Below are 12,109 nucleotides of genomic sequence, written 5' to 3' on the forward strand. Positions count from 1 at the left end.
GAATAGGTGTGAACTTTGTTTTCTTTCAATATTTACTATTCTTTTTTGGATATGTGCTACTTTACTTCTCAAGGCAGAGTATACCAATTGCTCTACCACTGTTAATAGATACTGACCATATAAAATTAAGCTATTTTTTTGCCTGCTTTTCTTTTTTTTATGGAGTATCAAAATTCGTTAATGGAATAGTCATGGACTCCAAAAATAATCCATTATTTATGTTTGGGCTATGCAATATTGCAACTGGATTATTAACCATTGGTATAGCTTTATCATATAATAATCTAACTTTATTACTGTTAACATTAATATTATTAGCTTGGACACAAGGGTTAGGTTGGCCAGCTATTACCAAGTTTATGGTTACAAACTCTAGTATCTCTTCAATTGCATCATCATGGGGAGTTATGAGCGCATCTCAGCAACTTGGTTCTTGTATTACTTTAATTGTATTACCAAGTATAATCAAAATATATGATGCAAAAAGTGCATTTTTGTACTCTGGTCTCTTATGCTTACTTTTTGGAATTTATATAATATTAAAAGCATATTACGAAGAAAGTGCCAACTTTACTACCTATTATAAGGTGCAGAAATCTCAGATAGGTATCAAAGTGAAAAGTTCCATATGGTTTCTATGTTGTGCTACTTTTTGTGCTTATATTATAAAAATGGGAATCTTCTTTTGGTTTCCTATAATTTTAAAGGATAAATTACAAATTTCTCTTGTACAATCCTCACTAATAACAGGTGTATATGATTTAGGTGGAATCCTTGGAACTTTAATCACAGGAAGAATTAGTGATATGTATTTCTTTCAAAATAGAAGCTTGCTGGCATTACTTTACATGTTGGGTATAGCACTCACTTTTATTGCAATGAACTTTTGTCAAAACATAATTCTTATGAACCTTGGCGCAATCTTATCAGGATTTTTTATATTTGGAGTGCAAGTACTGACAGGTGTTATAGCTGTAGAAATTGCTCCACAAAATAATGTATGTGCAATTGTAAGCTTGACAGGATTATTTGGGTATATTGCAAGTTCAATATTTTCATGTGTGGTTTTAGGAGTACTTGTTAAGCACTTTGGTAACAGTATTATGTTTTCATTTTTTTCCATTTGCTCTGTTGTTGCACTCGTTTGCTTTTCCATACTATCAAGCAAAGGCCTTAAAAAACTAAGTAAAGCGGTGTAGAAAACATTTCTCAACAGTTAAGCTTTGTAGATAGATTTTTACCCAGGGAGTAAACGTTATAACCATATCCTAGTAACAATTCATTATCTAACAAGTTACGAAAGTCAAAGATATTAGGTGTAGCCATCACATCCTTTAAGATTAAAAAATCTTGATTTTTAAATTCCTTCCACTCCGTTAACAATAACAAGGCTTCTGCGCCCCTTGCAGCTTCTATAGCGTTATCCGCGTACTCTATATCCTTTAGAACTTGCCTAGCATTATTCATTCCCACTGGGTCATATGCAGTAATTTTAGCGTTGTTATTCACTAACAATTTTGCGACATCTATAGCTGGACTATTTCTTACATCATCAGTACCAGGTTTAAAAGTTAGCCCCCATATCGCTATTTTTTTATTTTGAGCTCCATTTAGAGCATATTCTACCTTTTTAGCGATGTTTGTTATATGATTATAGTTAGATTCCTTAACTGAATTTAAAATTTGTAGCTTGACATTATGATCTTCAGCAATCCTTATCAAAGCTGACAAATCTTTAGGAAAACAGGATCCTCCAAATCCTGGGCCAGCTTTTAGAAATTCCTTACCTATTCTATGGTCCATCCCCATGCCATTAGCTAAAAGGTCGATGTCTGCTTCTAACATCTCACATAAACCTGCCATTTCATTGATAAAAGCAATTTTTGTTGCTAGAAAGGCATTAGAAGCATATTTAATCATTTCAGCTGTAACTGTATCAGTGACTATTAACGGAATATTCCTATCTGTAAATGATCTATATATAGCTTCTAGTTTTACTCTAGCTCGCTTAGTTTTTACTCCTATTATTATTCTATCTGGATATAAAAAATCTGATACTGCAGAGCCTTGCTTGAGAAACTCCGGATTAACTCCCAAATCAAAGTTGTAGCCCTTATTAGATAAATAATTATATATATTTTTTGTAGCACCAGGAGGAATAGTTGATTTTATAACTATTAAGCAATCTTGATTAACTCTCTCAGAAACTTTACTTATTGAATTATATACATTCTTTAAATCCGCATTTCCTAAGGAGTCTGATGGAGTATCTACAGTTACAAACACTACTTCTGTGTTGGGATTTATTTGAGAATACGAATCGAAGAATCTTATCCTTTGTAACTTTATATTATTCTCTAAATAGTCTGCTAATCCAGGCTCATATATAGGAATTTTTCCTAATTTCAATAACTCAATCTTCTTAGTATTTATGTCAATGCAATCAACGTTATGACCCTGCTCTGATAACATTGCACAAGATACTAAACCTACATACCCTATTCCTATAATGGTTATATACATCTTGTCATCACCTTAAAAATATCCTAATGTAGCTCAACTGCTTAAACATTTAAAAAGAACATCATTAACAATTAGAGTCATAAATTTTTACTCTAGCGTTGCATACATTATTTTTCTTAATTACTTTACTTTCTGAATAAACTATAAACAAAGTCGATGGTATTAATATTAAAATACCATACAAAGCACTTTTATCAGGCAACTCATTAAACATAACATATGTTACTATTGCAGAAATTATTAGCTCTATGTATCTATATGGTGCAAGTGCAGTAGCATCTGCAAGAGTAAAAGCTTTTAATGTGAAGAACAGAATTAGATTTGAATTAATTCCCAAAATCAGTAGTAATACTAATTCTAACAAGGAAGGCAAATGCCAATAAAACAGCAAAGGCACAGTGGAAAAAATAGTTGTTGTTAGAGCTGAATAAAATAACATACTTATTACGGACTCTTTTATTGCGAGTTTCTTATTAAGTATGTCTAATATAGCAAAGATTAATGTAGATACAATAAAAATAAGAATTTTAGGATTAAAGTCTTCACTATAAGCTTTGGTAGTAATAGCAATACCAACAAAGCCAATAACAGTTACTGACCATCTTTGCCAAATTATATTTTCATTTAGTAAAGGGATTGCAAGAAGTATAACAAATAATGGTATAGAAAAACTTATAATTGTTGCAGTTACTATGGGAAAAATAGCTAACCCATAGGTCCACAAGGTTATTCCAACAAATAACAATACTCCTCTAGTTATCTGAATAGATATTTGACTTGTTTTAAAAGCTTCTCTTCCATAGTAAAGCATAAAAGGTACAAGGGTAATAGTGCTAAATAAAAAGCGGAAAAAGATTACTTCAAAACTTTGGAGATGTAAACTTAGATATTTTGATATAGTATCATTAGCTACACTACTAAATAAACTAAGTATAAACCAGATAACTCCAAGTAAATAAGCTCTTAGTCTGTAATCCACAAAACTCCTAATTTAATATACAAACTTCCATGATGTGCTCATATAACTTCGCTGCAAAAAAGGTTGATAGCATACAGGCTCTCTTCTACTTACTGTTCTAACCATATTCACAAATTTTTGCTAAAAGTAGCATTAGAAGTATTATACAAGATATGTCTTTAATTGCATAATTTTAATAGATTTAGAATAGAGATTATCTGAGCAGGGAGTTACTGACTGATTTTTTTGTAATATAAGATAAGAATGATAGACATTCAATCACAACTAAAAGTAGCATTAGCTGAGATGGATAATATAACACCAAAAAACATCAAGTGCTTACAGCAAGAGGCAAATGCGATGATAGAGGACCACCAGGAAGTAATAGATAGATTCTGCAATATTGAACTATAAACGATGCCAAGCAAACTAAAGAAATAAAGCAAAGAAAGGTTTAAAAAACATAGTTTCGCCCAAAAAACATACTAAGGGGCAAGAAGCTAAAATTTCAAACGATAAGCCAAAACCGCTACATTCCATAGAGCAACCTCTAAAGTTGATGGCACTAGAGCAGAAGACCTCTAAAGTAGAAAATGTCAAAAAAGGAATAAAAGAAAAAATAAAAAGCTTAAAAACGAAGAAAGCAAAACCTGTAGAGAAAAAGGGTAGCATATTCAAAAAAGGCTTCAAAAAGCTAAAAGGAAAAGTAAAAAAATTAAACCCCATAAAGGTTAAGAAAAATAAGATAATCGGGAGCAAGAAGTTAGCATTTTTACTGACCGCTGGTACAATTGTGGCAATTTTACCAACATTCAGTTTAGCTCCTCTTCCAGCATTAGCCATAACTTCTGCATGTGTTTTCAGTATCAACTTCATCGCAGTCAAAACATTGAAGAAAGTTATCAAACAACGCAAATTAGCAGCAGAATCTAAAGAAGAGTCAACTCTAGCTGAACCAAACAAGCCGGAAGAAGAAATTCAAGATGTATCAGTCGAATCAATAAAAGAAGAATCCAAGCAAGTTTCCAAAGAATAGATTTCTATGTTAATATATTTGCTTAAATATCTTTCTATTTCTATTTAAATATTATATATTTAATAAAAAACACTAGCAAAGCGGGAATTTTATTCGTAAAATAACCCAAAAGTGAGTGCAAGAGTTAATAATTTAAAAACATTTATCGCTGCATACTCTAATACAAACACATTTTTTGTGGGGTTGTTATGACAATCGAAAAAATTTTACAAAAGGCTGCAAAGGAAATTTATCACCTCAGACATCCTAGTATTCTTTCTTTATTAGTTCGTGCAGCCTTCAAAGAGATTATCAATAGTAGATTTGGTACTAAAATTTTACATTTCTCTGCAAAACGCGATCTTTACAACTTATTTCTATTCCTTGTGGAATATGATGCTAACGTTGATGCCGTAAATAAAAAGGGCAATACAGTATTACACGTTGCCTCTCAATATGAATCCACAGCAATAGCAGAGGTTGCTGTAGTTATGAGCAAAAATGTTAATGCTCAGAATATCGATGGCGACACTCCTTTGCATTATTCAATAAAGTATAAGCACCTTGATGTTATGCAAAAGTTGTTACAATGCGGTGCAGATATCAATTGCCAGAATCGTCTCGGTGAATCTCCTCTTCACATGGCTGTAAAATATGCTGACACAGTAACGTTGGGATTGCTGATCAAAGGGGACGCTTTTCTTGAAATTAAAAATATAGAAGGAAGTACCCCTCTTCACCTTGCAGTTTCATTGAATAAAAAAGATCATGTGGAGCTTTTATTGCAAAATAGAGCAGATATTAACGCAATCGGAAGAGATAGTTGTACTCCTCTGCATCTTGCTGTTATGAAAGGCAATAAAGAAATTGTCGAGTTATTATTAGATAGGAAGGCAAACGCTCATCTGAAATGTTTTTATAACTCTGAAGAAGGTTATACAGCACTGGAAAACGCTGTAGCAAATCGAAACAAAAAAATTGTAGCATTGTTTCTGCTTCATGGAATCATTTTAGAGTAGAGAAGATGTCCTACGAGCAAATCGTTATATACGGTATAATATTAATTATTGCTATTAAAATATTTCTCTTTTTCAGAAGAATATACAAAAATCTCGTCAGAAAGGCTCCATTGAGAGAGAGTGAAAAGAAAACAGAATATAACTTTGACGACATCCAGGTTTATAAAGAGAATCCGGAAATAGTTGCTATTGCAAAACCAGTGGGTAAATGGACAAAGATGGCTATACTCAATAATGAATTGATGCAGCGTTTGGCACGATTGATACAGGAAGAAGGCGATCAGAAGGGATATTGGGAGCTATTTGTGAAAGCTCAGTCTTCAACCCAGGGTAAGTATAAGGGAAGAGGGCGGTAGCTCCGTTTGTAGGAAGCTGCGAAAAAACGGGAGTGTTAAATAAACCATACGCGTCAAGTTAAGAGATTGTGAGCAAATTTAGAGAGGTTAAAGTGGATACTCTAGCCCTTCTACGTTTGTCTTTTAATGAAAATCGCGACCAAGTTATAGTGAGTTTTTTAAGAAATGCTTTTAAACTATTAATTTTGGTTAATACTAAAAATAACTCTCTAACCCGCCTTTTTAGCTCAATAAATGCCTTTGTTAAGCTAAGTTCTGTATTCTTTTTCACTTCTGTGCAACCAACTATGCCGTGAAATATAAGAATTGCGCACAATTTAGCATATAGTTCACATAATACTCTGCATGGCTTTCCTTTTAGCTTATCAAGCCTGATATGGCTTTTATACAATTTAAATAATAACTCAATTTGCCACCTTACTCTGTAAATCGTTAATACTTGCTCAGCACTAATTTTATTTTCTGGAACATTAGTTATAAATATTGACCAGTTCAACAATTTTTGATTTCTTTTAGAGGATCTGCGATCTTGCTAATCTATTAGCTTTCCTTCTTCTGGCCATAGACTGTTCTTCAGTTAGTTTCTGACATATAATTCTTACTCTAATTTTTGCTTCTTTTCCTAACAATACCTCGTTTTCTAAAAATAACTTATCCTCTAAACATTCTAATAACTCCATTTTTTGATTTGTTTCTACATCATATACGTTGGTATCGGATTTATAACGACTTATGAAATAAGCTCCTATTTCATTGATTTGTTTAAAAGAACTTGGCACAAAATAACCGAGATCAGATATTAGCAAATCATTGCTTGATATATTACTTAAATGTTTCCTATATCCCTGGTCTGATCTTATTCCCTCCGTTAAATTAAGTTGGTCTATTATCTGATTCATGTAATCGAAAACTAATTGTAACTTTATTCCAGACTTAGTATTGCTTTCATAGCCACTGTAGCTAGTACCATAACCTTTATACATCTCTTCCATACTGTTAGGTAGAGTAATATAGCTACTGTCCAATAATTTAACACTATTAAATTGCTGTAAGATTTTGCAATCAACTTGCAAGATATTTTTAAAGAGAATCACAGATTCATTATACATCCTTTTCATAAATTCCACTGCTTCTTCAGTAAATCTAAAATCCAAACCTTGTTTTGTTATATCTATCGAGTCCTCGTTTAGTAATTGACACATTGTTTCTACGCTACAATTATCAACTCCTATATTACCCAAGACCATGGCTTTTACGAATGATGAACCTTTTAGCTTTCTCTTTCTTTTTATAAACCTTGTTGTAATTGAGATTTTCTCTGCTTTTTCATTAAAAAATTCTTTGAGCTTTTTTGATAAGCAAGTTATTTTATTCATTGGTTCTCTCACTAAAAGTATATCTGGGAGAACTTATACCTTATTATTCTATCTCTTTCATACCTTTATTTCCTTAACTTGACGCGTATGGTTAAATAAACTGTGTCAAACCGAAAAAAAGTAATAAATTGATATAAAAAAATGGAGGTTTGACATGAGTCAAAAAATAGTAAACAGAACTACCGGATTGGTAGATTATAAAGAATTAGAAACAAATATCTTGTCGTCTATACGAGAAGGTAGACCATTGACAGGGAGGGATGGTGCGCTAACACCATTGATAAAAAAGCTGCTAGAAGCAAGTCTAGAAGGTGAAATAGAAAACCACTTGTTGGCTAAAAGTGAAGAGAATAACCGAAGAAATGGGAGAAATGCAAAGACTTTACGTACAAGCGCAGGGTCATTTGAGCTTTTGACGCCAAGAGATAGAGAAGGAAGTTTCGAACCACAAATAGTCAAAAAAAGGCAAACAAGCCTGCATCCCGAACTTGAAGCAAAGGTATTAAGCACATATGCCAGTGGCATGGGATACAGAGACATAGCATCACATGTTGAGGAAATGTATGATCACAAAATATCGGTGGCAGAGATATCGAGTATTACTGACAAATTACTGCCTGTAATCAATGAATGGCGTAGTCGCCCGCTGCAGTCCGTGTATCCAATAGTGTTTATGGATGGAATGTTTTTTAAAGTCAAAGAGGATGGGCATTGTGTAAGTAAATGTATGTATAATATATTAGGTATAGATCAAAATGGTAGAAAAGAAGTATTGGGCTTTTATTTAGCTGAAAGCGAAGGAGCTAACTTCTGGTTGGGAGTACTAAATGATCTAAAAGAAAGAGGAGTAGAAGATATTTTGATTGCTTGTGTCGATGGCCTAAGAAGCTTTCCTATAGCTATAAATAGTGTGTTTCCTAATGCGGAAGTACAGCTATGTATAGTGCATCAAATAAGGAATTCACTGAAATATGTATCGAGCAAAGATGTGAAAGTTTTCATGAGTGATTTGAAAAAAATATATCGTGCTTCAAGCAGAGAAGTTGCCGAGAATTATTTGCTTGAATTGGAGGAAAAATGGGGAGAAAAGTATCCTTTAGTTGTAAAATCCTGGCAGAACAATTGGGAAAATTTATCTGGTTATTTCAAGTATTCTAGCCCAGTTAGGAAGCTAATTTATACTACCAATCCTATTGAGGGGCTACATAGGCAGATCAGAAAATTCACCAAAACCAAAGGCTCATTTACCAGCACAAATGCCTTGTACAAACAGGTATATTGTGCTATAAAAAAGGTAGAGCAAAAATGGGTTATGACCCTACCTAATTGGGCATTAACTATTTCTCAACTTGATATTTTCTTTCCCAACAGACTGAAAATTGAGTTGAACTAAAAATGCGGTTTGACACAGTTTATTTAACACTCCCTATGTCAGTTCCAACATGTCGTCTAATTTCTTTATCGGTTGCAAAGAGATCTTGAACCAAAGATTTATTTTGAGATAAGTCATATGCTGTTTTGCCTTTTTTATTCTTTATAAATAGCTGTGCACAATCACAACAGGTATATTTTCCAGCATTATAGCCTTGTGCAAAGGTGTGTCTGCTGCATTCATTAACCACTTTCTACCAATGACTTTATTTTTTCCAAATCTTTGCTTGAAACAGCTTGGAGGCTCACAAAATTGGCTATAGATACACCTTTTATAGCTCTTATTATTTTCTGTAGTTTTTCCACTCTTAGCTCCTAAATATTAAAGCTATGCGTAAAAAAAATATTATATATAAATATCTATAAAGGTATATCTTTTTATCTTAGGTTTTCCTCGCTGATTTTTACTATCTCAGACACAAATGTGCACAATGAATCCTTTAATCTTTGATCACCAATTTTTTGATATTCTTGCATTATACTCAATATCTTGTTTTCTCCTTGACCATCCTCATCTTCACAATAGATTTCCTCTTTTGATGTAGGTAGTAGAACTCCATAATGTAATGATAATCCTCCTGCTATTTTAGGTACTGTTTTGAACGATATGTCCCCTTCCTCATATCTTCGTATTTGTGAATTTGTTAATCCGGTCCTATCTGCTAACTCTGTCTGTGGATAACCTCTTGCAAACCGCCAATCTTTTGCCTTATGCGCCATTTGGTAACTTATAGGTCTTATCTCTGTTGTAACCTTTCTAATTTGAATCCCCTCTGACACACATCTGGTTAATGCGCACACCGCATCACGAACTTTTTGGTCCTTAATTCTTTTTAGGTTTTGCACTAAATCAAAAGCCTTCTTGTCTTCACTGTTAATACAATTTATTGGCTTCGGGAAGAAATATTCAACATCACGCGGTAATTTTTTTGCCATCTTCTCGAGCGTTTCAGGTAGAATGCTGTGTATCCCTCGCTCATACTTTCCTATTAGTGACTTTGCTACACCAGTTTTTTCTGCGAAATCCGCTTGAGAGCAATTTAGCTCTAGCCTAACATCTTTTATCTTTTGAATTATATGGTAACATAAAGAATCAGGATCTATCTTCTTTTCAGTACTCATGTTTTCACTCAATTGCAGTACAAACATATATATACCATTTTATAAAATTTTATTAAAGTTCCTTACAGAGAAAGCAACTCAGTCAGCATTTTTTTAGCATCCTACATAAAATTCTATTAATATTAAATACTTTTATATTTCTATTTAAATATTATCTTTTTAATAAAAAACACTAGTAAAGCGGGAATTTTATTCGCAAAATAACCTAAAAGTGAGTGCAAGAGTTAATAATTGATTTACAATTGTCGCTATATACTGAAACAGTGGTTGAGGTAAATTATTATGAGTGAAAATGCATTACAAGAAGAAATAAAACGCTACAATGAGTTGTACTATCGGGAAAATATATCAGAAATAACCGATGCAGAGTACGATGAACTGGTAAAAAAAGTAGATATTCAAACCATTGGTACTGCGCCTGACGATAGGTTTTCCAAGGTACAGCATATTGTGCCTATGCTCTCGTTAAACAAAGTTTACAGCCAAGAAGACATTGAAGAATTTATTGCTAAGTCCAGAGAACTCCTAAATACAGATGAGCTGAAGATAATGTGCGAGCTGAAAATTGATGGCTTAAGTTTCACTGCAATTTATGAAAATGGCTTACTCGTTAAAGCTGCAACGCGCGGTGATGGTAATTTAGGCGAAGATGTTACTGATAACATAAAAACCATAAAGGATTTTCCTCAAGCTTTACCTGGTATAAAGGGTAGATTAGAGGTGAGAGGGGAAGCATACATAAGTAATGACGACTTTTTAAAATTAAATAAGGATAATCAATTTTCAAATCCACGCAACACAGCGTCAGGTTCATTAAGGCAATTGGACCCAGAAGTTACCGCTAGGAGACCGCTGAAATATTTTGCTTATTCTTTGATTGGCGGTACAGAAAAGACTCAATTTGAAGTATTAAATAGACTGAAAGAACTTGGCTTTTGTGTTAATGAATATAAATTTTTAGCAAACAATGTAGGCGAAATGTTGGAGTTCTATGATCGAATCTATAGTAATCGTCATAATTTAGGCTATGATATCGATGGCGTAGTCTACAAGGTTAATGATTTGAAATTACATGATAGATTAGGAAATACTAACAAGGCACCACGTGGATCTACAGCACACAAACTTCCTGCAGCTCAAGGAAAAACCAAGATAAAGAAGATATCAGTACAAGTAGGCAGAACCGGTGTGCTGACACCAATTGCAGAATTAGTTCCGATAAATATAGGAGGGGTTCTCATTACTAGGGCAAATCTGTATAATAAAGATGAAATTAAGCGCAAAGACATAAGGGAAGGTGATATCGTAGTAGTAGAACGAGCTGGAGATGTTATTTCCCGCATTGTAGAAGTGGATAAAAAGTCTCGTTCTCGGAATACACCAAAGTTTATATTTCCTGATACTTGCCCGGAATGCGGAAGTGCAGTAGATATATTTGAAGATGAAGCTACAGCTAGATGTTCCGAAGAAAACGGTTGCCCAGCACAGCGAATAGGAAAGTTAAAACATTTTGTGGAAGTCCTTGACATTAAAGGTTTTGGCGGTAAACAAGTGGAGTTCTTTTATGACCTTGGTTTGATAAGGAAAATATCTGACATTTTTGCTCTCGAAGAAAAACTAAAAAATTTTAACTTAAGCGAGCTAAATGGATGGGGAAAAAAAGCAATATCTAATTTACTCAAATCCATTAACAGCAGAAGAGTTGTGAGTTTGGATAAATTTATATGTTCTCTAGGGATTCAATACGTCGGACCACACGTAGCAAAATTACTAGCAAAACATTATGGCTCATATGAAAATTGGTATTCTGCTGATGAAGAAGAATTAATGAGCATAATAGGCGTAGGAGAAAAGATTATAGATTCATTAATATCTTTCTTCTCTGAAAAGGATAATGTTGAAATGGTAAAGAATCTCGCCTCTCAACTAAAGATTGAGCCTGTAAGTGCTAATGTTAGTAATTCCCCTTTTAGCGGTAAAACGGTAGTTTTCACTGGAACCCTCTTGACAATGGAAAGAAAGGAAGCGCAAGTAGAGGCAGAATCTTTAGGAGGAATTGTGAATTCAAGTGTATCAAATAAAACGGACTTCTTGGTTGTCGGCGAAAAACCTGGGTCAAAGCTCGAAAAGGCTAAAAAGCTGGGTATTAAAATTTTAACCGAGGAGGAATTTGTAACCTTTCTCCAAAAGTCTATATGAAGTTTCTGCTATAGATGCCTATTTGGGGTTTCAAGTTCCTCTGCAGTCAAGCTAGTTATTTGAGAAATATCATCAATAGAAACACCTAGTATAAGTTGTATTAAATAAGA

The 12,109-nt window shown here is 33.5% G+C and carries 12 protein-coding genes and 1 pseudogene; 7 read left to right on the forward strand and 6 right to left on the reverse strand.

The annotated features are described in order from the left end of the window. The first annotated feature begins 8 nt into the window (after positions 1-8). Positions 9-1,199, forward strand: a complete 1,191-nt coding sequence (locus ACICPZ_RS04615) for an MFS transporter (protein ID WP_264373972.1) — start codon at positions 9-11, stop codon at positions 1,197-1,199. Between the two features lie 10 nt (positions 1,200-1,209). Here the strand turns inward: ACICPZ_RS04615 and ACICPZ_RS04620 are convergent, their stop codons facing one another. Then, positions 1,210-2,523, reverse strand: a complete 1,314-nt coding sequence (locus ACICPZ_RS04620; protein WP_264373971.1) for a UDP-glucose dehydrogenase family protein — start codon at positions 2,521-2,523, stop codon at positions 1,210-1,212. Between the two features lie 64 nt (positions 2,524-2,587). Beyond that, the gene (locus ACICPZ_RS04625; protein WP_264374127.1) at positions 2,588-3,502 is read right to left on the reverse strand and encodes a DMT family transporter; all 915 of its coding nucleotides are present in this window, start codon (positions 3,500-3,502) and stop codon (positions 2,588-2,590) included. 243 nt (positions 3,503-3,745) lie between these two features. Between ACICPZ_RS04625 and ACICPZ_RS04630 the strand changes: the two genes are divergently transcribed. The 4 genes from ACICPZ_RS04630 (at position 3,746) to ACICPZ_RS04645 (ending at position 5,871) form a co-directional block, all read left to right on the forward strand. Beyond that, positions 3,746-3,895 carry a hypothetical protein gene (locus tag ACICPZ_RS04630; RefSeq protein ID WP_405197731.1) on the forward strand — a complete coding sequence of 50 codons (150 nt, stop codon included), beginning with the start codon at positions 3,746-3,748 and terminating at the stop codon, positions 3,893-3,895. 145 nt (positions 3,896-4,040) lie between these two features. Then, entirely contained in the window at positions 4,041-4,517 is a 477-nt protein-coding gene (locus ACICPZ_RS04635; protein ID WP_264373970.1) for a hypothetical protein, read from the forward strand. 188 nt (positions 4,518-4,705) lie between these two features. Next, positions 4,706-5,515, forward strand: a complete 810-nt coding sequence (locus tag ACICPZ_RS04640; RefSeq protein ID WP_264374128.1) for an ankyrin repeat domain-containing protein — start codon at positions 4,706-4,708, stop codon at positions 5,513-5,515. A 5-nt stretch (positions 5,516-5,520) separates the two neighbouring features. After that, positions 5,521-5,871 (forward strand): hypothetical protein, encoded by a 351-nt coding sequence (locus ACICPZ_RS04645; RefSeq protein WP_264373967.1) that lies wholly within the window; start codon positions 5,521-5,523, stop codon positions 5,869-5,871. 58 nt (positions 5,872-5,929) lie between these two features. Here the strand turns inward: ACICPZ_RS04645 and ACICPZ_RS04650 are convergent. Further along, positions 5,930-7,247, reverse strand: a pseudogene (locus ACICPZ_RS04650) (IS4 family transposase). A 154-nt stretch (positions 7,248-7,401) separates the two neighbouring features. On the opposite strand from ACICPZ_RS04650, the gene ACICPZ_RS04655 reads away from it, so the two are divergent. Then, the gene (locus ACICPZ_RS04655; protein WP_264373966.1) at positions 7,402-8,640 is read left to right on the forward strand and encodes an IS256 family transposase; all 1,239 of its coding nucleotides are present in this window, start codon (positions 7,402-7,404) and stop codon (positions 8,638-8,640) included. 19 nt (positions 8,641-8,659) lie between these two features. Here the strand turns inward: ACICPZ_RS04655 and ACICPZ_RS04660 are convergent, their stop codons facing one another. From ACICPZ_RS04660 to ACICPZ_RS04670, 3 genes are all read right to left on the reverse strand, one after another. Next, the gene (locus ACICPZ_RS04660; protein ID WP_264373942.1) at positions 8,660-8,869 is read right to left on the reverse strand and encodes a hypothetical protein; all 210 of its coding nucleotides are present in this window, start codon (positions 8,867-8,869) and stop codon (positions 8,660-8,662) included. Beyond that, positions 8,862-8,984 carry a hypothetical protein gene (locus ACICPZ_RS04665; protein ID WP_264373941.1) on the reverse strand — a complete coding sequence of 41 codons (123 nt, stop codon included), beginning with the start codon at positions 8,982-8,984 and terminating at the stop codon, positions 8,862-8,864. The genes ACICPZ_RS04660 and ACICPZ_RS04665 overlap by 8 nt, the downstream gene beginning before the upstream one ends. 72 nt (positions 8,985-9,056) lie before the next feature. Continuing rightward, on the reverse strand, positions 9,057-9,800 hold the full coding sequence (locus ACICPZ_RS04670) for a helix-turn-helix transcriptional regulator (protein WP_264373940.1): 744 nt from the start codon (positions 9,798-9,800) through the stop codon (positions 9,057-9,059). Between the two features lie 282 nt (positions 9,801-10,082). Between ACICPZ_RS04670 and ligA the strand changes: the two genes are divergently transcribed. After that, positions 10,083-11,999, forward strand: coding sequence for an NAD-dependent DNA ligase LigA (gene ligA, locus ACICPZ_RS04675; protein WP_264373939.1), 1,917 nt, complete (start codon positions 10,083-10,085; stop codon positions 11,997-11,999). Positions 12,000-12,109 lie beyond the last annotated feature (110 nt).

It is taken from the genome of Wolbachia endosymbiont (group A) of Melitta haemorrhoidalis, from assembly GCF_964273365.1.
Taxonomy (GTDB): domain Bacteria; phylum Pseudomonadota; class Alphaproteobacteria; order Rickettsiales; family Anaplasmataceae; genus Wolbachia; species Wolbachia pipientis.

Coding starts and splice junctions, on each gene's coding strand:
- ACICPZ_RS04620 (WP_264373971.1), bottom strand. CDS start 2,523: ATGTATATAACCATTATAGGAATAGGGTATGTAGGTTTAGTATCTTGT.
- ACICPZ_RS04630 (WP_405197731.1), top strand. CDS start 3,746: ATGATAGACATTCAATCACAACTAAAAGTAGCATTAGCTGAGATGGAT.
- ACICPZ_RS04635 (WP_264373970.1), top strand. CDS start 4,041: ATGGCACTAGAGCAGAAGACCTCTAAAGTAGAAAATGTCAAAAAAGGA.
- ACICPZ_RS04640 (WP_264374128.1), top strand. CDS start 4,706: ATGACAATCGAAAAAATTTTACAAAAGGCTGCAAAGGAAATTTATCAC.
- ACICPZ_RS04645 (WP_264373967.1), top strand. CDS start 5,521: ATGTCCTACGAGCAAATCGTTATATACGGTATAATATTAATTATTGCT.
- ACICPZ_RS04655 (WP_264373966.1), top strand. CDS start 7,402: ATGAGTCAAAAAATAGTAAACAGAACTACCGGATTGGTAGATTATAAA.
- ACICPZ_RS04670 (WP_264373940.1), bottom strand. CDS start 9,800: ATGAGTACTGAAAAGAAGATAGATCCTGATTCTTTATGTTACCATATA.
- ligA (WP_264373939.1), top strand. CDS start 10,083: ATGAGTGAAAATGCATTACAAGAAGAAATAAAACGCTACAATGAGTTG.